Below are 20,821 nucleotides of genomic sequence, written 5' to 3'. Positions count from 1 at the left end.
TGGTCAGTCCTCCACATCGAAAGCGGGCGCGTGATCGCGCGCGTACTGGACGTAGTTGTTGCTGACGCCCTGGGGAACCATCGGCCAGACCATGGAATCAGCCGAGACGACGAAGTCGATCACGACCGGACGGTCGTTCGTCTCGAGGGCGAGCTTGATCGCAGCGTCGACCTCTTCTTCCTTCTCAACGCGGATCGCGAGGCACCCGTACGCCTCGGCCAGCTTCACGAAGTCCGGGATGCGGATCGTGCCGTGGCCCGTATTCAGGTCGGTGTTCGAGTGGCGCCCGTCGTAGAACAGCGTCTGCCACTGGCGCACCATGCCCAGCGAGGAGTTGTTGATCACCGCGACCTTGATCGGGATGTTGTTGATCGCGCAGGTGGCCAGCTCCTGATTGGTCATCTGGAAGCATCCATCGCCGTCGATCGACCAGACGACGCGGTCCGGCTCGGCGACCTTGGCACCCATGGCTGCGGGCACCGAGTACCCCATGGTTCCGGCGCCGCCGGAGTTCAGCCAGGCGTTGGGGCGCTCGTACTTGATGAACTGAGCAGCCCACATCTGGTGCTGTCCGACACCTGCGGCGTAGATGCCCTCGGGGCCCGTCAGCTCGCCGATCCGCTGGATCACGTACTGCGGCGCGAGCAGACCGTCGGTCGGCTCCGTGTAGCCCAGCGGGAACTCGTCGCGGAGCCCGTCGAGGTAGGACCACCATTCGGCGATGTCGGGCTGGCCGTCGGCGACCGTGCCGCGGAAGGCCGCTTCGAGATCGATGAGCACATCGCGCACATCGCCGACGATCGGCACATCCGCGGTGCGGATCTTGGAGATCTCGGCCGGGTCGATGTCGACGTGCACGATCTTGGCGTGCGGGGCGAACAGTGCCGCCTTGCCGGTCACGCGGTCGTCGAAGCGTGCGCCGAGGGAGACGATCAGGTCGGCTTCCTGCAGGGCGAGGACGGCCGGGACCGTGCCGTGCATGCCGGGCATGCCGAGGTGCTGCTGGTGGGAGTCGGGGAATGCGCCTCGAGCCATCAGCGTCGTCACGACCGGCGCTCCGGTGGTCTCAGCGAGTTCCTTCAGCTCTGCCGAGGCACGGCCGCGGACGACACCACCGCCGACGTAGAGCACGGGCTTCTTGGCCTCGGCGATCAGCGTCGCGGCCGCCTGGATCTGCTTGCCGTGCGCCTTCGTCACCGGACGGTAGCCGGGCAGGTCGATCTTCGGCGGCCAGTTGAAGGGGCCGCTCTCCTGCTGCGCATCCTTGGTGATGTCGACCAGCACGGGGCCGGGGCGTCCGGTCGAGGCGATCTCGAAGGCCGCCGCGATCGCGCCGGGGATGTCAGCGGCCTTCTTCACGAGGAAGGAGTGCTTGGTGATGGGCATCGTGATGCCCACGATGTCGGCTTCCTGGAAGGCGTCCGTTCCCATCAGGGTCGAGAACACCTGCCCGGTGATCGCCACAAGAGGAACGGAGTCCATGTAGGCGTCGGCGATCGCGGTCACGAGGTTCGTCGCGCCGGGGCCGGACGTGGCGATGCAGACGCCGACCTTGCCGGATGCCGAGGCGTATCCCTCGGCGGCGTGACCGGCGCCCTGCTCGTGGCGCACGAGGATGTGGCGGAGCTCGGAGGCGTCCATCAGCGGGTCGTAGACCGGAAGGATCGCTCCGCCGGGCAGACCGAAAACGTCGGTGACGCCCAGAAGCTCGAGAGAGCGGACGACGGCTTCAGCACCCGTCAGCTCGGGCGCGGTGTTCTGCGCAGATGGTGGCCGGGGCACGGCCGAAACGGAGTCAGCAGTCATGTCTTTCCTTGTGATCTGAGGATGCGTCGGCGGGCCGCATGGGGCACGGGGCCTGCCGATGGTTCAACCGGTCGTCGCTCCCTGAGCGGCGGAGCCGACGAGTCGTGAGTACTTGGCAAGAACGCCACGGGTATAGCGCGGGGGAAGCGGCTCCCAGCCAGAGCGGCGGGAGGCGAGCTCCTCATCGTCGACGAGTAGATCGAGTGAGCGAGCTGCGATATCGACCCGTATCAGATCACCATCGCGCACGAAGGCGATGGGACCGGAGTCCACCGCTTCGGGTGCTATGTGGCCGATGCACAGGCCGGTTGTGCCGCCTGAGAATCGTCCGTCTGTCAAGAGTAATACATCTTTCCCGAGCCCCGCGCCCTTGATGGCCGCGGTGATCGCGAGCATCTCGCGCATGCCCGGCCCGCCCTGGGGCCCCTCGTAGCGGATGACGATCACGCTTCCGGCCTCGATCTCACCGGCGGCCACGGCATCCATCGCCGCGCGCTCGCGCTCGAAGACCCGGGCCGGCCCCTCGAAAACGGCCGCATCGAAGCCCGCCGTCTTCACGACCGCCCCCTCGGGCGCAAGAGAGCCGTGCAGGATCGTCAATCCGCCGGAGGCGTGGATCGGGTCGTCGAAGCGGTGGATGACCTCCCCGTCGATGGGCCCGGGGTCGAGGTCTGCGAGGTTCTCGGCGAGCGTTCGTCCGGTGACGGTGAGCGCATCGCCGTGCAGCAGCCCCTCCTCCAGCATGGCCTTCATGATGACGAGGATGCCGCCGTGACGGTCGACGTCGTTCATGACGTACTTGCCGAACGGCTTCATGTCGGCGACGTGCGGCACACGATCGCCGATGCGGTTGAAGTCGTGCAGGCTCAGTTCGACCTCGGCCTCATGCGCGATCGCGAGCAGGTGCAGGACGACGTTCGTCGATCCGCCGAGGGCCATGGCCAGAGCGATCGCGTTCTCAAATGCCTCACGGGTGAGGATGTCGCGCGTCGTGATGCCCTGGCGGAGCAGCTCGACGACGGCCTCGCCGGAACGGTGGGCGTAATAGTCCCGACGGCGGTCCGCGGAGGGCGGTGCGGCGGAGCCGGGAAGACTCAGCCCCAGCGCTTCGGCGACCGACGCCATCGTGTTCGCGGTGTACATGCCGCCGCACGCTCCCTCACCGGGCGCGATGGCGCACTCGATGCGCTTGAGGTCCTCCTCGCTCATGAGACCCGCGCGGCAGGCGCCGACGGCCTCGAAGGAGTCGATGATCGTGACGTCCTTCTCGGTGCCGTCCGACAGCTTCACCCACCCGGGAGCGATGGATCCGGCGTAGAGGAAGACGCTCGACAGATCGAGGCGGGCACTGGCCATCAGCATCCCGGGGATCGATTTATCGCATCCCGCGAGCAGCACGGAGCCGTCGAGGCGCTCGGCCATCATCACGGTCTCGACGGAATCGGCGATGACCTCACGAGACACGAGGGAGAAGTGCATGCCCTCGTGGCCCATCGAGATGCCATCGGAAACGGAGATCGTCCCGAACTGCAGCGGGTACCCGCCGCCGGCGTGCACGCCCTCTTTCGCCCCCTGCGCGAGACGGTCCAGGCTCAGGTTGCAGGGGGTGATCTCGTTCCAGCTGGAGGCGATCCCGATCTGCGGCTTGTCCCAGTCCGCATCCCCCATGCCGACGGCGCGCAGCATGCCGCGCGAGGTCGTCGCCTCGATGCCGTCCGTGACGACACGGCTGCGGGGTTTGATGTCGATCGACGCGGGATCGTTCGGGGACATGACGGCAGTCTATTCCTGTCGGGCGGCGCGCTCCGTCGCGAGCGCCTCCAGAAGTGCGGCCATGTCTTGTGGGGTGTCCACACGCAGCGTTCCCGCCGACTCCCCCGGGCCCACGCGCACACCGAGATCGCCCGCCTCGAGCACGCGCATGGCGTCCTCGTCGGTCACGTCGTCGCCGGCGAACAGGATGCCGGTCGCATCGAAGTGCTCGCGCAGAACGGTCATCGCCGTGTCCTTGCCCTCGACGCGCGAGGAGAACTCCAGAACCCGGTGCCCCGAACGTCGGCGCCAGTGCGGGTAGAGGTCTGCGACGAGAGCATCGATCTCGGCGAATGCCGCCTTTTCAACCTCGGGCGTGGCGCGACGGGTATGGATGCCCATGCCGAAGGTCTTCGGCTCGAGGCCGACGCCCTCGAAGCGATCGACGATGGGCTGGGCCGCCGCCCACAGGGCCTCGCGGGCGCCCTCCTCGGTCGTGCTGCCGGGGGCATCGGATGCCCCGATCCCCGGGAACCAGTACTGGGCGCCGTGGGATCCGGCGAGCGCGACGGAGGACTCATCGTCGTGCTCGGTGATGATGCGCAGATCGTGCATGCTCCGCCCGGACACGTAGGAGACGAAGGTGTCGGGCAGCGCCGCGAGCCGCTCGAGCTGCGTCTTGACCTCGGGGAGGGCGCGGGCGGCCATGGGGTCCGGGACCAGCGGTGACGCCGTGCCGTCGAAGTCGAGGGCGATCACGAGCCGGGGCGTCGTGGCGATGGCGGTCAGTGCGTCATCGGGCGAACCGGGGGTCCAGGTGCGGGTCACTGTGTGTCTCCTCATCGGGGCGTCGTAGCGACCAGCTTCTCACGCGCGCGAGGCTCGGGCGTCCGCGAGGGCCTGCAGGAAGGAGGAGGACCACGCGCTGACGTCGTTCTCGAGCACGCGTTTGCGTAGGGCGCGCATCCTCTTGCCCTGTTCGCCGGCGGGCATCTCGACGGCTGTCATGATCGCGTCCTTGAGGCCTTCGATGTCATGGGGGTTGACGAGGATGGCCTGACGCAGCTCATCGGCGGCTCCGGTGAACTCGCTGAGCACGAGCGCCCCGCGGTTGTCGGCCCGGGTGGCGATGTATTCCTTGGCGACGAGGTTCATTCCGTCGCGGAGCGCTGTGACGAGCATGACGTCGGCTGCGAGGTAGAGGGCGACCATCTCGTCGCGGGGGAACCCCTGGTGGAGGTACCGGATGGCGGAGTGGCCCATGGTGTCTGTATCGCCGTTGATGCGGGCGACGGAGAGTTCGATCTCATCGCGCAGGGTGACGTAGGCGTCGACGCGTTCGCGGCTGGGGCTGGCTACCTGGATGAGAGTCACGTCTTCGACGTGCAGGCGTCCTTGGCGCAGGAGTTCGCTGTAGGCCTTGATCCGGTGGCGGATTCCCTTGGTGTAGTCGAGCCGGTCGACGCCGAGCAGGATGTGCTTCGGGTTGCCGAGGCTCTCCCTGATCTCGGCGGCTCGTGCCTGGATGCGCGGCGATGCGGCGAGCTCCCGGTACGGGGCGGTGTCGATCGAGATGGGGAACGCCTTGACGAGTGCCGGATGGGTGCTGCTCTCCCCCGGCACCTCGACGACCGAGGACTTGACGTCGTACTTGAGTCGACGCCGCACGGCTGCGAGGAAGTAGTTCGCATCCTGTGCGCGTTGGAAGCCGATCACGTCGGCGCCCAGGAGTCCGCGCAGCACCTGGTCGCGCCAAGGCATCTGCGCATACAGTCCGTGCGCGGGGAACGGGATGTGGTGGAAATAGCCGATCGTGACGTCGGGGCGCAGAGCGCGCACCATCTCGGGGACCAGCTGCAGCTGGTAGTCGTGCACCCAGACGGTGCCGTTCTCGGCGACGGCTGCGGCAGCGGCCTCGGCGAAGCGACGGTTCACCGTGACGTAGGCCTCCCACCATTCGCGGTGATACTGGGGCGGCGCGATCACATCGTGATAGAGCGGCCAGATCGTGTCGTTCGCGAAGCCCTCGTAGTACTCGGCGATCTCCTGCTCGGACAGCGCGATCGGGATCAGCCGGATGTCGTTCGCGGTGAAGGGATCGAGTTCGAGATCGGGTTGGCCCGCCCATCCGACCCAGGCGCCGCCCGCTGCCTGCATCATCGGTTCGAGGGCCGCGACCAGCCCTCCCGGAGAGGTTCGCCAGCTCTCCTGCCCGTCGGCGTCCAGGACCCGGTCGACCGGGAGCCGGTTGGCGACGACGACGAAATCTGCGGCGGTCATGGAGACTCCTCACACTCGATGTATGCCCCAGGCTAGCGAGTCGTGCGCCTCCGGCGGCCGAGAATCCCGTTGGCGAGGCCGGCGAGGAACACGACGAGTGCTGCGGCGATCGGCAGAATCAGCGCAGCGTCCGTGCCGATCCGCTCGCCGATCTCACCGGTCACGGCCGATCCGATGGATTGTCCGACGATGACGGCGGAGCCGAGCATCGTCATGACGGTGGCGGAGCGTCCGCGCGGGCTGCGAGCCGCGCCGAGGCTGTACTGCGTCACGAGCGTGGGACCGATGCCGACGCCCATGATGGCCAGGGCCACCATCATCATTCCGGGTGAGTCGACGCTCAGCAGCAGGCAGGATCCGCCGAGCAGGATCGCCGAGAACACGATCCATCGTGCGGAGATCGCAAAGCGCGCCGGCAGCCAGGCCACTCCGAGTGCCAGAACCGCCGACCCCACGCCCATCACTCCGTAGAGCAGCCCCGCTTCCTCAGGAGCGCCCCGGTCGGCCATGAAGGCGGTGAGGGATGTCAGCATCGTGCCGAAGAACAGCCCGACGCCGAGGATCCCGATGACGACGATCAGGACGCTCGGCCGGAACAGCTCCGCGACCGACGAGGGCGCGCGCCCGTCGGCGTCCCGTTCCTGGGAGACGGCACGTGCGCTCGGGTGCAGAGCGAAAGCACCGACGAAGACGATGGTGAGCGCTGCGGCGACGATGAGCGGCGCGCCGGGGGCGATGCCCGCGGCGAGCACGCCGACGAGGAACGGCCCGAAGACGAAGACCATCTCGTCGGCCGCGGACTCGTAGGCCATCGTTCCCGAGATGGTGCGCGAGCGCCCGAGCTCCGGCATCCGGTCGTTGATGATCGTGACCAGGCGCGATCTCGACAGCGGTGCCACCTGCGGCGCGGTCGCGCCGATTCCGAAGCCGGCGAGGAGAACGAGGGCGTCGGCGCTGGCCGAGTGCACTGCGAGGGTGAAGATGACGAGCATCGTGCCGTTGGCGAGGGCCAGCAGCGACAGCACGATGCGCTGGCTGAATCGGTCGGCCGCAGCGCCCAGCAGGGGTCCGAAGCAGGCGGTGCCGAGTCCGACGGCGGCCGAGGTCAGCCCGCCCAGCGATAGGGAGCCGCGCTCGGCGACGACCAGGGTGAGGACCCCGACGACCATCATGGCGAACGGCAGCCGGGCGATGAAGGCGATGAAGAAGTACGGAAGGCCTGCTTCTCGCAGGAGGGATGTGCGTGTCTGTGTCATGGCTCTCACGCGCCCGCGGCGCGGATACGGTGCCGCCGTTGTCCGTCGGGGTGCCGACGTCCGGTAGATGCACGACTTCGGGCGCCGAAGCGCCGCACCCATTCTACCCGGGCACGCCGTGCCGCGGGTAGGTTGGGGGGCATGCGTTACCTCTTCAGCACCGGCCTCATCGGAGCGATCACCGCGGGGGTCTCACTCCTGCGCGGAACCAGGGATGCCCCGATCACATGGCGCGCTGTCCTCGCCTGGCTCAGCTGGGGGATCACGCTCGCCCTGGCGGTCGGCGCGGCCGTCGACATGAGCCGCGAGAGCCGCGGCATGCTCGTCGCCTCGGACTCTCCGCTGCAGTCGAAGCAGGCGAAGAAGGCGCAGAAGACGCAGGCGAAGGCGCAGAAGCAGCAGGCCGATGCGCACGCGCAGGCCCGCGGCCGCTGAGCCCTCGCCCGTCAGAGGGTGAGGATCAGGGCCTCCCCCTGTCCGCCTCCGCCGCACAGCCCGATGGCCGCGGTGCCGCCTCCGCGGCGCGAGAGCTCGTGCGCCATGTGCACGACCAGTCGATTGCCGGATGCGCCGATCGGATGTCCGATCGCGATCCCGCCGCCGTGGATGTTGACGATGTCTTCGGAGAGGCCGAGGTCGCGCTGGGAGCGGGCGACGACGGCTCCGAAGGCTTCGTTGATCTCGACGAGATCCACATCGGATGCCGCGATGCCCTGTTTCTCGAGGGCGCGGGCGATCGCCTGCGCGGGCTGTGTCTGCAGAGAGTTGTCGGGGCCGGCGGTCTGACCGCTCGCCCCGATCACCGCGAGCACCGGCCAGCCGTACTCTTCGGCGTTCTCGCGGGTGGTGACGACGACCGCTGACGCACCATCGGAGATCTGCGAGGCGTTGCCGGCGGTGATCGAGCCGTCCTTCGCGAAGGCGGGGCGCAACTTCGCCAGGCTCTCCAGCGTCGTATCCGGGCGCACTCCCTCATCGCGCGTGACCCGAACCGCGTCGCCGCGGCGCTGCGGAACCTCGACCGCGACGATCTCGGCGTCGAAGACGCCCGCTTCCGCCGCGGCGGCGGCGCGCTGGTGCGAGAGGGCGGCGACGGCATCCTGGTCGGCGCGTGTCAACGCGAAGCGCTCGTTGTGGCGCTCGGTCGAGGCGCCCATGCTCTCCTGGTCGTAGGCGTCGGTCAGGCCGTCGTGCGCGAGATGGTCGAGCACTTCGACGCTGCCGTAGGTCCAGCCGTCGCGCGAGCCCATGAGCAGGTGCGGCGCCCGCGTCATCGACTCCATTCCGGCGGCGACGACGGTCGTGGCATCCCCCGTCCGGATCATTCGTGCGGCATCGATGATCGCCGTCAGTCCCGACAGGCAGACCTTGTTGACCGAGTGGGCGGGAACATCCCACCCGATGCCGGCGCCGATCGCCGCCTGACGGGCGGCGTTCTGCCCGGATCCCGCGGCGAGCACCTGGCCGACGATGACCGCGTCGATGGCTGCGGGATCGATGGATGCCTTCTCCAGTGCGCCGCGGATCGCGAACGAGCCCAGCTGGGGTGCGGTGAACCCGGCCAGCTGCCCCTTCAGACGCCCCTGCGGGGTGCGTGCGGCGGCGACGATGACGATGTCGGTCATGACTGCTCCTTCAGCTCCGGGGAGATCGACAGCGGCGGTTCTGTCGCGGCGATGACGTCGTGGACGCTGACGCCCGGCGCGGTCTCCATGAGCACCAGTCCGTCATCCGTCACATCGATCACGGCCAGGTCGGTGATGATTCGGTGAACGACGCCGCGCCCGGTCAGCGGCAGCGAGCACTCGTTGACGATCTTCGCCGAGCCGTCCTTGGCGACGTGCTCCATGAGGATGATGAGCCGCTCGGCGCCGTGGACGAGGTCCATCGCACCTCCCGGGCCCTTGACCATCTTCCCGGGGATCATCCAGTTGGCCAGGTCTCCGGAGGCCGAGACCTGCATGGCGCCGAGAACGGCCGCGTCGATCTTGCCGCCGCGGATCATGCCGAAGCTCGTGGCCGAGTCGAAGAATGCCGTGCCGGGGAGCGTCGTGACGGTCTCCTTGCCGGCGTTGATGAGATCGGCGTCGATGTTCTCCTCAGTCGGGTACGGTCCGACGCCGAGGATCCCGTTCTCCGATTGGAGCACCAGGGTGATCCCGGCGGGCACGTAGTTGGGCACCATCGTCGGCAAACCGATGCCGAGATTGACGTAGGAGCCATCGGTCAGCTCGGCGGCGGCCCGCGCCGCCATCTGCTCGCGTGTCAGAGCCATCTCAGTTCCCCTCGTTCGTGGCGGGCGCGACAGTGCGACGTTCGATGCGCTTCTCGATGTCGGTGCCGACCTCGATCATGCGATGCACGAAGACGCCGGGAAGGTGGATGCTGTCGGGGTCGATCTCGCCGGGTTCGACGAGGCGCTCCACCTGCGCGATGCACACGCGCCCGGCCATGGCCGCCAGCGGGTTGAAGTTTCGGGCGGCCTTGGTGAAGACGAGATTGCCGTGCCGGTCGCCGAGGGCTGCATGCACGAGCGCATAGTCAGTCGATATCGCCTCTTCGAGCACGAACTCTTTCTCGACGCCATCGACCGCGAAGCTGCGGGTGTCCTTAGGCACCGAGGCGGCCGCGACCGATCCATCGGCGTTGTATCGACGGGGCAGTCCGCCCTCGGCGACCTGCGTGCCCACGCCGGTCTGCGTGTAGAAGGCCGCGATCCCGGAGCCTCCGGCGCGCAGCTTCTCGGCCAGAGTCCCCTGCGGGGTCAGCTCGAGCTCGAGCTCCCCCGAGAGGAACTGCCTCTCGAACTCCTTGTTCTCGCCCACATAGGACGAGGTCATCTTGCGGATGCGCTTCGCATTCAGGAGCACCCCGAGCCCCCAGTCGTCGACGCCGCAGTTGTTGCTGACGACGCTGAGGCCGGTCGTTCCCTGCGCGAGCAGGGCGTCGATGAGGGCGATCGGGTTGCCGGAGAGGCCGAAGCCGCCGACGGCCAGCGAGGCTCCATCCGAGATATCGGCGACGGCTTCGGCCGCCGTGGCCCATTCTTTGTCGATCACGCGGCACTCCTTTGTGTGGGGGTCTGGTTCCAGCATCCGCCCCAGAAGTCTCAACAATGAAGGCACATCTTGCGATATGGCCGATACCGGGGATAGCGTCCACATTATGGAACACGCTTCCCGCTCGGTCCCCGGCGCCCAGGCCATCGCACGGGCCGCTTCCCTCCTGCGACTGGTCACAGCCGCCGGCGAGAACGGTGCGTCCCTCGCCTCCCTCGCGCACGACGCCGACCTTTCCCGCTCCACGGCCCACCGCCTCCTCAGCGCGTTGCGCATGGAAGGACTCGTCGATCGCGACGAGGAGACGACGCGTTGGATGCCGGGGCCCGAACTCTTCCTCATGGGCACGGTCGCCGCGGCACGCTACGACGTGACGGCGCTGGCCCGCGACATCGTCCGGTCCCTGGCCGTCAAGACCGAGGAGAGCGCCTTCCTCTCCGTGCGGCGCGGAGACGAAACCGTGTGCCTACTCCGAGAGGAGGGATCCTTCCCGATCCGATCGTTCGTGCTCAGCGAAGGCGTGCGCTTCCCCCTCGGCGTTGCGAGCGCCGGACTCGCGATCCTCTCGTTCCTGCCCGAGCATGAAGCGAACGCCTATTTCGAGCGGCATCCCCACCTCGGCGAGCGCTGGGGCCGCACGCACACCCGGACTCCCCTGCGCCGACGCCTGGCGGAGACTCAGGAACGCGGATACGCCGTCAACCCGGGCCTCATCGTCGAGGGCAGTTGGGGAATGGGTGCCGCGGTTTTCGATCGCGCCGGGCGCCCGGAATGGGCGCTGAGCCTGACCGGTGTGGAATTCCGCTTCGGGCCGGATCGCTCGCCGCAGCTCGGACGCACGCTCCTCGCCCACGCGCATGAGCTCTCCACGCGCATCGCGAATACGCGCCGCTGAGCCGGAGCCGCTGCGGCTCAACGGCATCCGAGAAGCAGAAAAGCCCCGTTCACACTGGCGAGAGTGTAAACGGGGCTTGTTCCGTGCACCCCCAGGGACTTGAACCCTGAACCCATTGATTAAGAGTCAATTGCTCTGCCGATTGAGCTAGAGGTGCTTAGCTGGGTTATCCCCGGCCGAGATAAAACATTACCGGAGGCCGGGGAACATGCCAAATCGGGCCCGATCATCGAGCGGCCCGGGCGTGGCGCGAGGAGTCGCGGCGATGGGGCTGGGTTGCCGAGGCGACCGGCCAGTATCCTGAGAGGGTGACCCTCTCCCCCGCAGAAAACGACCTGTCGTCGGATCTCGCCCTCGCTCTGCGACTGGCCGATGCGGCGGATGCGCAGTCCCTGCCCCGCTTCGACGCCGCGGATCTGAGGATCTCGACGAAGGCCGACCGGACGCATGTCACGGATGCCGACCTCGCGACCGAGCGCGCCATCCGCGAGCAGCTGTCGATCGAGCGCCCCGAAGACGGCATCTTCGGTGAGGAATTCGGCGCCACCGGCAGCACGAACCGTCAGTGGATCATCGACCCGATCGATGGCACCGCGAACTTCATGCGCGGCGTCCCCCTCTGGGGCACCATGATCTGCCTCGCGATCGACGGCGTCCCCGCCGTCGGCGTGGTCAGCATGCCGGCGCTCGGCCGCCGTTGGTGGGCCTCCACCGGCAACGGCGCCTGGACCGCGACGGAGAACGGCCCCCGACGCTTGCAGACCTCGGCCGTCGCATCCGTCGACGATGCCGCCGTCAGCTTCCAGAGCATCACCCAATGGGCGGATGCCGGCCACCTGCCCGCGCTCCTCGCCCTCGCCGAGCGCGTCTGGCGCGACCGCGCCTACGGCGACGTGTACTCGTACATGCTCCTCGCCGAAGGCCGCCTCGAAATGGTCGCCGAGTTCGACGTCAAGGAGTACGACATCGCCGCGGCCGTCCCGATCGTCCGCGAAGCCGGCGGACGCTTCACCTCCTTCGACGGCGAGGACACGATCTCCGATCGGTCATCGCTGGCGACAAACGGCCTTCTCCACGAGGCCTTCCTCACCATCACCCACCCCACGCACGACTGATCAGAAGGCCGGAGATGACCCCCCGCATCCCCCTCATCGCACTCACCGCCACCGCACTCGCGGTCGTCCTGAGCGCGTGCTCACCGACCCCGAAGCCGGAGGAGACCGCCGCGGCATCCCCCGAGGTGTCTACCCCCGCCCCCGCGCCCGCCGAAGACGCCGCGCCGGTCGTGAACGAGCCGGAGGAGACGACGCCCAGCGAAGCCACCTGCGAATCGATCCTCTCGGAGAACACCGTCGCCTCCCTCACCGACTTCGGCTGGACCTACGAGCAGCAGGAGTTCCGCTTCGGCGGCGATATCGTCGAGGGCGGAATCCAGTGCGTCTGGGGCGACTACACCATCGCCTCCGACCACGTCCAGATCTTCGGCTGGGCACCGCTTGATGCAGCAGCATCCAATGCAGCACAGCAGAAGCTGCTCGGAGAGGGTTGGCAGCGCGCCGACAGCGATGGGCACACCTACATCACGACGAACCCCGCTTTCGCGGTCGCGACCGATGACGACGGCTTCGGGATGACCTACGAGTTCGGCGACGGCTGGACCACCGTGTCCGACACGAAGCAGGGCCTGCTGCTCATCACCGCCCCCTGACGCGGGTCGAGATTCGTGAAGGCGGTTGAGAACCCGGCGATCTCGTCGGGTTCTCAACCGTCGATGACGACTCAGAACGGGTAGCGCTCGATGTCTGCCTGCATCGTCACCCACTGCAGATCGCAGAAGGTGTCGAGATTCACCGACGAACCGAAGTGACCGCCGCTGCCCGATGCCTTCGTCCCGCCGAACGGCGCGACCGCCTCGTCATCGACCGTCTGATCGTTGATGTGCACAGCTCCGGATTGGATGCGATCGGCCAACTCGAATGCACGGTATGGGTTGCCCGTGAGGACCGAGACCGACAAGCCGTACTCAGAGGAGTTGATGATGTCGATCGCTTCGTCGACGGTGTCGTACACCGTGATCGGGGCGACCGGGCCGAAGATCTCCTGAGCGAACGCCGGCGCATCATGCGGCACGTTCGACAAGACCGTCGGGCGATAGAACAGGCCGTCATAAGTGCCGCCCGCTTCAAGCTTCGCGCCCGCCGCGACCGACTCCTGCACGATGCCGTCGACCTTCGCGAGCTGTGCGGCATCGATGATCGGACCGAGCGCGTTCTCCGGGTTCGTCGGGTCGCCGACCGTGATCCGCTCCGCGCTCGCCGCGAGCTTGGCCGTGTACTCCTCGACCAAGCTGCGGTGCACAAGGTGGCGTCCGGTCGTCATGCAGATCTGCCCCTGATGCAGGAAGGAGCCCCAGGCACCGGCAGACGCCGCGGCATCCACGTCGGCGTCGGGCAGGACGAGCAGCGCGTTGTTGCCGCCGAGCTCGAGGTGCACCTTCTTCAGGAGGGGTGCAGCGGCTTCGCCGATCTTCCGGCCTGCCGCCGTCGAGCCCGTGAACGAGATGCAGGGAACAGCGGGATGAGCGACGAGCGCCGCCCCGACGTCCGCCCCACCGGGCAGAACGTGCAGCAGTCCATCCGGGAGGCCGGACTCAGCGAGGATCTCGGCGAGGATGAGACCGCCCGCGATCGGCGTGCGCGGGTCGGGCTTGAGGATGACGGCGTTGCCGAGCGCCAGCGCGGGCACCACGGAGCGCGCCGACAGGATCGCGGGGAAGTTGAACGGGCTGATGACGCCGACCACGCCGACGGGGATGTAACGCCCGATCGATGTGCGCGGCTTCATGCTGCGCAGCAGCTGACCGTACGGCTGCGACGCAAGCGCCGCACCCTCGGCGAACTCGGAGGCGACCAGCCCGGCTTCGAATGCGGCTTTTCCCGCACCGGATCCAGATTCCGGCACCAACCATTCGGTCAGTCGCTCCGGGTTCTCCTGCAGGATCGCGGAGGCTCTCGCCATGACCGCCGCGCGTTGCGTGTACGGCAACGCCGCCCATTCCCGCTGCGCTGCCTGCGCTGCGGCGACCGCCGCCTCCAGATCCGCCGGGTTCGCGAGGCCCACCTTCGCGATCACTTCGCCTGTCGCGGGCGCCTCGACCTCGAGAACGCCTCCCACGCTGGCGACGAAACCGCCGCCGGTGTAGATCTTCTCGGCCCAGATCGTTGTCATGCTCGGTCCTCACTCCTCAGTTCTCGATCGGTCCGACGACAACCGTCTGACACGCGAACGGCACGCGCTGCGGCATCGTCGATCTCGCGGAACAACCATAGCGAGACCAACTGGTCGCCCCTCGGCGCAGAAATGAAAAAGCCTCTCGATCCCTGTGCGTACAGGGACCGAGAGGCTTCTCACAGTGACAACGGCTTGTGGAGCTGGGGGGAATCGAACCCCCGTCCAACGCTGAGCCTCCGCGGCTTCTCCGGGCGCAGTCTGTGCAGACGTTCTACTCGGCTCCGACCTTTGTCACAGACACCTAAGTCGACAAGCCCAGCCTGGGAAGAGTCCTGCGTGACGTCCAGACGCCATCACGCAGCAAGATCCCTAGATGACGCCAGGGTCCGTATCGGGATCACATACGGTCTGACGGACTATCGGGCTCGCTTATGCAGCGAGGGCGAAGTCGTTGCGCTTGGATTCGGCAACTATGTTTTTGCAGGGAGCGTTCACGAGATAACCCTGCATCCTCGGCCCGCTTCACGTGGATTCACAGGCGCTGTCGAAACCGATCAGCCCCGTGGTCCTTCATCTGAAGGTGCCGTTGTCACTCTGTGGAATTACCATCTCGGAAACCGAAGTGCCCGAGCATCACACACTACAACGGATCCGCGACCGACGCCATTCCCCTGCCTGCGCCGGGCGCTGCCGTAGAGTCTCTGGCATGAGCGATGTCACCATCACCGTGCGGGGCGACAACGAGATCCGCGTCACCCCCGAACGTGCCACCATCCATCTCACCGTCTCCTCCGACGGCCACGATCGTGCCGCCGTCGTCACCGAGGCTCTCAGCCGCGCCGAACCCCTGCGAGCGGGGCTCGAGGAGCGAGTCGAGGCGGGAACCCTCGTCGAATGGAGCAGCAAGCGCCTGAGCGTGCGCGGCGACCGCCCCTGGAACAACGAGGGCAAGCGCCTCGCCACCGTCTACCGCGCCTCGGTCGACTTCACAGCGACCTTCGCCGAAGCATCCGAACTCTCCCTCTGGGCATCGGAGATGTCCGGTGAGGACGGCCTCAAGATCGGGCATGTCAGCTGGGCCCTGACCCCGCACACGCGCGCTCGCATCGAGCAGGAGGTCGCCGCGGCAGCCGTCGGCGTCGCCGTGGCCCGCGCCGAGGCGTACGCGGCGGCGCTCGGGCTGACCTCGGTCGTGCCGCAGGAGATCGCCGACGTCGGCATGATCTCGGCGCCGCGCGCGGCACAGCCCGGCCTGCAGGTTCGCGCGGCCGCCTTCGCCGCTGCGGAGAGCGCACCGGCGATGTCCTACGAGCCGGACGACATCGTCGTCTCGGCAACGGTCGAAGCCCGCTTCACCGCCTCCTGAACGGCATGTTCAGCGGGTGAAGGGCGCGAGTTCCGCAGCCAGGCGCTCCGACACGTGCGCGTGCACCTCGGTGCCGTGCTCGCCGTGCTCGGATGACAGCAGCATCCCGGTCTCGTGGATCGCCGCGACCAGATCGCCGCGGTCGTAGGGAATGAGCGCCCGCACCTCGACAGCGGGCTTGGGCAGCGCGTCCTCGATCGCGATACGCAACTGCTCGATGCCCTCACCCGTGCGGGAGGACACGAAGTGAGCTCGCGGCTCGAGCCCCTGCAGAACCAGGCGGTCGTCGTCGGTCAGGAGATCGGCCTTGTTGAAGACCACGATCTCCGGCAGGTCGCGACCGCCGACGTCGCCGATGACATCCCTCACCGTCTGAAGCTGTCCGGACGGATCGGGGTGCGCGCCGTCGACCACGTGCAGGACGATATCGGACTCCCCGACCTCCTCGAGCGTCGAGCGGAACGCTTCGACCAGTTGATGCGGAAGATTGCGCACGAAGCCCACGGTGTCGGTGAGCGTGTAGACGCGCCCATCCGCGCTCTCCGTACGACGCACGGTGGCATCGAGGGTCGCGAACAGGGCGTTCTCGACCAGCACGCCCGCGTGCGTGATCGCGTTCATCAGACTGGATTTTCCGGCGTTCGTGTACCCGGCGATCGCAACCGACGGAATGGTGTTGCGCTTGCGCTCCGCCCGTTTCGCATCTCGTGCCGGGGCGAAATCCCGGATCTGACGCCGCAGCAGCGCCATCTTGGTTCGGATGCGGCGTCGATCGAGCTCGATCTTCGTCTCACCCGGACCACGCGAGCCCATTCCGGCCCCGCCGGCACCGACCTGGCCACCGGCCTGGCGGCTCATCGATTCGCCCCAGCCGCGCAGACGCGGCAGCAGGTACTCGAGCTGGGCGAGCTCGACCTGGGCCTTGCCCTCGCGGCTCTTGGCGTGCTGGCTGAAGATGTCGAGGATCACCGTGGTGCGGTCGATGACCTTCACCTTCACGACGTCCTCGAGCGCACGGCGCTGGCTCGGAGCGAGCTCCGTATCGGCGATGACGGTATCGGCGCCCGTCGCGGCGACGATGTCCTTCAGCTCCGCCGCCTTGCCCCGGCCGACATAGGTCGCCGGATCCGGGTGCGGACGCCTCTGCAGCACGCCATCGAGCACGACGGCCCCCGCAGTCTCCGCAAGGGCGGCGAGCTCGCGCAGCGAGTTCTCGGCATCCGCCTGCGCGCCCTGCGGGTACACACCGACGAGAACCACGTTCTCCAGGCGCAGCTGCCGGTACTCGACCTCGGTGACGTCCTCGAGCTCGGTCGACAGGCCCGCGACACGGCGCAGCGCATGACGATCGGCGAGATCCCACTGGTCGCCGTCACTGTCCGCATGCCCCGCAGTCGACGCATCCTGCAGCGCTTGCGCGTCACCGAACACCCTCACCTGCGTGCGCTTGTCCGCGCTCGCGAGCACCCGGTCCAGCGTGTCGTCGGAGTTGGTATCTTCTGTGGCTTTCGTCATCCTCTGCCTTCTGTGTGCGGCGCCTCAATGTTAGCCCGCCTCTCCGGTACGCTCACGGTATGGGGTCCGATCATTACTTCACTGCGGACCCGGCAAGTGCGGAGAACCTGCGCACCATCCCGGTGACGCTCGCAGGACGCGAACTCGAGGTGACCACCGCCGGTGGCGTCTTCAGTCCCGACCGCCTCGACGCCGGAACAGCAGTCCTCTTCGCCAATATGCCTCCGCTCCCACCGAGCGGCGACTTTCTCGACCTCGGCAGCGGTTGGGGCCCGATCAGCATCACCATGGCGCTGGCGTCACCCCATGCCACGATCTGGGCCGTCGATGTCAACGAGCGCGCCCTGGATCTCGTGCGCCGAAACTCTGAGGTTCTCGGCCTGACCAACATCAGGGCCGTCACACCCGATGCCGTTCCCGAAGACATCGCCTTCCGGACCATCCGCTCGAACCCGCCGATCCGGGTCGGCAAGAGCGTGCTCCACGACATGCTCCAGAAGTGGATCCCTCGTCTGGACGAGCGCAGCGACGCCTACCTCGTCGTGCAGCGCAATCTCGGCTCCGACTCGTTGCAGCGGTGGCTGGACGCCACCTTCGACGAGGGCTACAGCATCTCGCGTGCCGCGACGGCGAAGGGTTTCCGGGTGTTGAAGGTGCGCCGGCACGGCAACCCGCCGACCGAACCGATCGACCTCATCTGACAACGATGCCCCGGGATTTCCTCCCGGGGCATCGTCGCATCAGACGCCGGTGCGCTGGCTCAGGCTGTAGCCCGCGCCGCGGTGCGTGTCCGGCAGTCGATCGCCGTCACCGTGCAGCTTGTGGCGCAGGGTTCCGGGAGTGTACTCGGTCTGGTAGACGCCCCGGCGCTGCAGCTCGGGGACGATGAACTCGACCACATCCTCGAAGGTCCCCGGTGTGATCGCATAGGCGAGGTTGAAGCCGTCCACATCGGTCTCCTCGACCCAGTCCTGGAGGAAATCGGCGACCTCGGCGGGAGAGCCGACGACACGGGGCCCGAGGCCCCCGATGTTGCCGAGCCGCGCGATATCGCGCACCTTCCATTCCTTGCCGTCCTCGTTGGCCTGCTGGAAATTCGCCACGGTCGACTGGATCGCGTTGCTCTTGACGTTGCCGATCGGCTCGTCGAGGTCAAACTGGGACAGGTCGACGCCCATCCAGCCCGACATGAACACGAGAGCGCCCTCGTCACTGGCGTACTGCAGGTAGTCCTCGTACTTGGCCTGGGCCTTCTCGCTCGTCTCGTCGGTGATGATCGTCAAGAGCGTGTAGATCTTGGCGGAGTAGCGGTCGCGGCCGGCTGCTTCGAGACCATCGCGGACCCGCTTGACCGTCTCGGCGAGGCGCGCCTTCGTGGGGGCGGCCACGAAGATCGCCTCCGCGTTGCCCGCTGCGAACGCGATGCCGCGCGGCGATGCGCCCGCCTGGTAGATGACCGGGGTGCGCTGCGGGGAGGGTTCGGAGATGTGGATGCCGGGGACGGTGAAGTGCTTTCCGTGGTGCTCGATGTCGTGCACCTTCGCGGGGTCGGTGAAGACGCCGTTCTCGCGGTCGTTGATGACCGCATCGTCCTCCCAGGACCCCTCCCAGAGCTTGTAGACGACCTCGAGGTATTCGTCGGCGATGTCGTAGCGCTGGTCGTGCTCGAGCTGGTCCTCGTGGCCCATGTTGCGCGCGGCGGACGGCAGATAGCCGGTCACGACGTTCCAGCCCACGCGGCCATCCGTGAGGTGGTCGAGCGTCGTCATGCGACGGGCGAAGGGATAGGGGTGCTCGTACGCCGTGCCGGCCGTGACGCCGAAGCCGAGATGCTCGGTGACGGCGGCCATGGCGCTGACGGTGAGGATCGGGTCGTTGACGGGAACCTGGGCGCCGTGGCGGATGGCGGCTTCGTTCGAGCCGCCGTAGACGTCATAGGTGCCGAGCACATCGGCGATGAAGATGCCGTCGAATCGGCCCTTCTCGAGCAGCTGAGCGAGATCCGTCCAGTACGAGAGCTTCTTGTACGTGGCGGAGCGGTCCTGCGGGTGACGCCACATGCCCGAAGCCTGGTGCGCGACGCAGTTCATGTCGAAGGCGTTGAAACGGATCTGCTTGCTCATAGGCACCATCGTCGGGCATGAGCCCGGTCGCCGTCACGTCTGCATGTCATGAAGCGACTCATTTCACGGCCGGTGCCGGCCTCGACATCAGGCGAGTTCGATCGTGCCGCTGTAGACGAGCTGGGCCGGACCCGAGAGGGCGACGTGCTCGCCGTCCTCGGCGGGGAACATGCGCACGCCGAGCGTGCCGCCCGGGACCTCGACCTGCCAGTTGTGCGGTGCACGCTCGCCGGCCCAGTGCCGCACCGCGAGGGCGGTGGCCGCAACACCGGTGCCGCAGCTCAGGGTCTCCCCCACGCCGCGCTCGAAGACACGCATCGAGACGTGTCCCACGCCGTCGCGGACCAGTGGTTCGCCGGGGACCACGAATTCGACGTTCGCTCCCGATACAGGCGCCGGGTCGAGTTCGGGGATGAAGGAGAGGTCGAGGCCTGCGAGTTCTTCCTCGGATGCCAGGGCGACGACGACGTGCGGATTGCCGACGTCGATCCCGAGACCGGGTCGGGCCACATCGAGGCCGCGGGCCTTGGCGAGGGGCTCGCCGTCGGCGAGCTTCCACCGGCCGAGGTCGACCTGGTAGCCGTTGGCGCTGGCGGTCACATCACGGACGCCGGCACGCGTGCCGATGGGCAGCGTGGAACCGGGCTCGATCGTGGCAAGACCACTGCGCACCAAATAGTGCACGAAGACACGCACCCCGTTGCCGCACATCTCGGCGATCGAGCCGTCCGCATTGCGGTAGTCCATGAACCACTCGGCGTCCGGTTCCTCGGCGAGAGCCGCGGCCCCCGCGTCGATGGCCGTCGAGCGCACCACGCGCAGCACGCCGTCGGCGCCGATGCCGAAGTGCCGGTCGCAGAGGGCCGCGACCTGCTCGGCCGTCAGATCGAGCTCACCGTCCGGGTCGGGGATGATGACGAAGTCGTTGCCGGTGCCGTGCCCCTTGGTGAATGCGACCATGCGTTCAGTCTAAAGACGTTCCGCAACGCCGACTGTTCACATGTCGGCGATGAGGCGTTTCCCGGCGTTGCGCACGTCGAAGCTCTCGTAGCCCACGGCGTCGTAGAAGCTGAGCACGGCCTCATTCTCGGTGCGGACCATGAGCTGCACCTTGGGGCACCCCATGGCGGCGAGCAGACGTTCCGCCTCGGCGAGAAGACCGCGGGCGATGCCCTCGCCCTGACGCGCAGGCGTCGTGGCCAGGTAGTAGATCCATCCGCGATGCCCGTCGTATCCCGCCATCACGGAACCGAGGACCGTCTTCTCGTCGTGGGCCACGAGGAACAGTTCGGGCTGCACGCGGAGCTTGCGCTCGATGTCCTGCCGAGGATCGTTCCAGGGCCTGGTCAGCCCGGTCTCCTGCCACAGCTCGATGACGGCATCCGTGTCTTCTCGCGCGAACGCGCGCACCTTCCAGCTCACTGTACGAGCCTATGAGGTGCCGAACGGGCCCTCGCGTCGGGGGGGGGTGCCCCTATGTCTTTCGTCAAGTCTTTGGCGGACGAATTGAGATACTTGGTGCGTGGAGTTTCAGGCGA

19 protein-coding genes, 1 tRNA gene and 1 other RNA gene are annotated in these 20,821 nt (G+C 67.6%); 6 read left to right on the top strand and 15 right to left on the bottom strand.

Features of this window, described 5'->3' with window-relative positions; translation table 11 throughout:
- Window positions 1-3: 3 nt before the first annotated feature.
- The 5 genes from ACWAUG_RS08860 to ACWAUG_RS08840 all read right to left on the bottom strand — a co-directional run bounded on the left by ACWAUG_RS08860 (window position 4) and on the right by ACWAUG_RS08840 (window position 7,094).
- Window positions 4-1,806 (bottom strand): acetolactate synthase large subunit, encoded by a 1,803-nt coding sequence (locus tag ACWAUG_RS08860; protein ID WP_460802186.1) that lies wholly within the window; start codon window positions 1,804-1,806, stop codon window positions 4-6.
- 63 nt (window positions 1,807-1,869) lie between these two features.
- Window positions 1,870-3,579 (bottom strand): dihydroxy-acid dehydratase, encoded by a 1,710-nt coding sequence (gene ilvD / locus ACWAUG_RS08855; protein WP_460802185.1) that lies wholly within the window; start codon window positions 3,577-3,579, stop codon window positions 1,870-1,872.
- 9 nt (window positions 3,580-3,588) lie between these two features.
- Window positions 3,589-4,386 (bottom strand): trehalose-phosphatase, encoded by a 798-nt coding sequence (gene otsB / locus ACWAUG_RS08850; RefSeq protein WP_460802184.1) that lies wholly within the window; start codon window positions 4,384-4,386, stop codon window positions 3,589-3,591.
- Window positions 4,387-4,425: 39 nt separating this feature from the next.
- A complete protein-coding gene (locus ACWAUG_RS08845) occupies window positions 4,426-5,838 on the bottom strand; it encodes an alpha,alpha-trehalose-phosphate synthase (UDP-forming) (protein ID WP_460802183.1) in 1,413 nt (470 codons plus the stop codon).
- Window positions 5,839-5,870: 32 nt separating this feature from the next.
- The gene (locus tag ACWAUG_RS08840; protein ID WP_460802182.1) at window positions 5,871-7,094 is read right to left on the bottom strand and encodes an MFS transporter; all 1,224 of its coding nucleotides are present in this window, start codon (window positions 7,092-7,094) and stop codon (window positions 5,871-5,873) included.
- A gap of 141 nt (window positions 7,095-7,235) precedes the next feature.
- On the opposite strand from ACWAUG_RS08840, the gene ACWAUG_RS08835 reads away from it, so the two are divergent.
- On the top strand, window positions 7,236-7,529 hold the full coding sequence (locus ACWAUG_RS08835; RefSeq protein WP_298038062.1) for a hypothetical protein: 294 nt from the start codon (window positions 7,236-7,238) through the stop codon (window positions 7,527-7,529).
- Window positions 7,530-7,540: 11 nt separating this feature from the next.
- On the opposite strand, the gene ACWAUG_RS08830 is transcribed toward ACWAUG_RS08835, so the two are convergent.
- From ACWAUG_RS08830 to ACWAUG_RS08820, 3 genes are read right to left on the bottom strand one after another with little or no spacing between them, the layout of a single operon-like run.
- A complete protein-coding gene (locus ACWAUG_RS08830) occupies window positions 7,541-8,719 on the bottom strand; it encodes an acetyl-CoA C-acetyltransferase (RefSeq protein WP_460802181.1) in 1,179 nt (392 codons plus the stop codon).
- Window positions 8,716-9,369, bottom strand: a complete 654-nt coding sequence (locus ACWAUG_RS08825) for a CoA transferase subunit B (protein ID WP_298038068.1) — start codon at window positions 9,367-9,369, stop codon at window positions 8,716-8,718. The genes ACWAUG_RS08830 and ACWAUG_RS08825 overlap by 4 nt, the downstream gene beginning before the upstream one ends.
- A 1-nt stretch (window position 9,370) precedes the next feature.
- Window positions 9,371-10,153 (bottom strand): CoA transferase subunit A, encoded by a 783-nt coding sequence (locus ACWAUG_RS08820; protein WP_298038071.1) that lies wholly within the window; start codon window positions 10,151-10,153, stop codon window positions 9,371-9,373.
- A gap of 106 nt (window positions 10,154-10,259) precedes the next feature.
- On the opposite strand from ACWAUG_RS08820, the gene ACWAUG_RS08815 reads away from it, so the two are divergent.
- The gene (locus ACWAUG_RS08815; RefSeq protein ID WP_460802180.1) at window positions 10,260-11,048 is read left to right on the top strand and encodes an IclR family transcriptional regulator; all 789 of its coding nucleotides are present in this window, start codon (window positions 10,260-10,262) and stop codon (window positions 11,046-11,048) included.
- An 84-nt stretch (window positions 11,049-11,132) separates the two neighbouring features.
- Here the strand turns inward: ACWAUG_RS08815 and ACWAUG_RS08810 are convergent.
- Window positions 11,133-11,205: transfer RNA gene (locus ACWAUG_RS08810), tRNA-Lys, on the bottom strand.
- A 151-nt stretch (window positions 11,206-11,356) separates the two neighbouring features.
- Between ACWAUG_RS08810 and ACWAUG_RS08805 the strand changes: the two genes are divergently transcribed.
- Both ACWAUG_RS08805 and ACWAUG_RS08800 read left to right on the top strand, forming a co-directional pair.
- Complete coding sequence (locus ACWAUG_RS08805) at window positions 11,357-12,163, top strand: inositol monophosphatase family protein (RefSeq protein ID WP_298038077.1); 807 nt, start codon at window positions 11,357-11,359, stop codon at window positions 12,161-12,163.
- Between the two features lie 14 nt (window positions 12,164-12,177).
- Window positions 12,178-12,756, top strand: coding sequence for a hypothetical protein (locus tag ACWAUG_RS08800; protein WP_460802179.1), 579 nt, complete (start codon window positions 12,178-12,180; stop codon window positions 12,754-12,756).
- Window positions 12,757-12,827: 71 nt separating this feature from the next.
- Here ACWAUG_RS08800 and ACWAUG_RS08795 read toward each other — a convergent pair whose 3' ends face one another.
- Window positions 12,828-14,276, bottom strand: a complete 1,449-nt coding sequence (locus ACWAUG_RS08795) for an aldehyde dehydrogenase family protein (RefSeq protein WP_298038082.1) — start codon at window positions 14,274-14,276, stop codon at window positions 12,828-12,830.
- Between the two features lie 195 nt (window positions 14,277-14,471).
- Window positions 14,472-14,841, bottom strand: a transfer-messenger RNA (tmRNA) gene (gene ssrA / locus ACWAUG_RS08790).
- A gap of 144 nt (window positions 14,842-14,985) precedes the next feature.
- Between ssrA and ACWAUG_RS08785 the strand changes: the two genes are divergently transcribed.
- Window positions 14,986-15,645 carry an SIMPL domain-containing protein gene (locus ACWAUG_RS08785; protein WP_460802178.1) on the top strand — a complete coding sequence of 220 codons (660 nt, stop codon included), beginning with the start codon at window positions 14,986-14,988 and terminating at the stop codon, window positions 15,643-15,645.
- 9 nt (window positions 15,646-15,654) lie between these two features.
- Here ACWAUG_RS08785 and hflX read toward each other — a convergent pair whose 3' ends face one another.
- A complete protein-coding gene (hflX, locus tag ACWAUG_RS08780; RefSeq protein WP_460802177.1) occupies window positions 15,655-17,160 on the bottom strand; it encodes a GTPase HflX in 1,506 nt (501 codons plus the stop codon).
- Window positions 17,161-17,219: 59 nt separating this feature from the next.
- Between hflX and ACWAUG_RS08775 the strand changes: the two genes are divergently transcribed.
- Window positions 17,220-17,861 carry a class I SAM-dependent methyltransferase gene (locus ACWAUG_RS08775; protein ID WP_460802176.1) on the top strand — a complete coding sequence of 214 codons (642 nt, stop codon included), beginning with the start codon at window positions 17,220-17,222 and terminating at the stop codon, window positions 17,859-17,861.
- A 39-nt stretch (window positions 17,862-17,900) separates the two neighbouring features.
- Here ACWAUG_RS08775 and ACWAUG_RS08770 read toward each other — a convergent pair whose 3' ends face one another.
- The 3 genes from ACWAUG_RS08770 to ACWAUG_RS08760 all read right to left on the bottom strand — a co-directional run bounded on the left by ACWAUG_RS08770 (window position 17,901) and on the right by ACWAUG_RS08760 (window position 20,705).
- Window positions 17,901-19,283 carry an LLM class flavin-dependent oxidoreductase gene (locus tag ACWAUG_RS08770; RefSeq protein ID WP_460802175.1) on the bottom strand — a complete coding sequence of 461 codons (1,383 nt, stop codon included), beginning with the start codon at window positions 19,281-19,283 and terminating at the stop codon, window positions 17,901-17,903.
- A gap of 87 nt (window positions 19,284-19,370) precedes the next feature.
- Complete coding sequence (gene dapF, locus ACWAUG_RS08765; protein WP_298038092.1) at window positions 19,371-20,243, bottom strand: diaminopimelate epimerase; 873 nt, start codon at window positions 20,241-20,243, stop codon at window positions 19,371-19,373.
- A gap of 36 nt (window positions 20,244-20,279) precedes the next feature.
- Window positions 20,280-20,705 carry a GNAT family acetyltransferase gene (locus ACWAUG_RS08760; RefSeq protein ID WP_298038093.1) on the bottom strand — a complete coding sequence of 142 codons (426 nt, stop codon included), beginning with the start codon at window positions 20,703-20,705 and terminating at the stop codon, window positions 20,280-20,282.
- Window positions 20,706-20,821: the final 116 nt, after the last annotated feature.

This window comes from Microbacterium sp. GXF6406 (assembly GCF_054798215.1).
The sequence above is the reverse complement of the archived record's forward strand: the minus strand, read 5'-3'. Positions and strand labels throughout refer to the sequence as shown.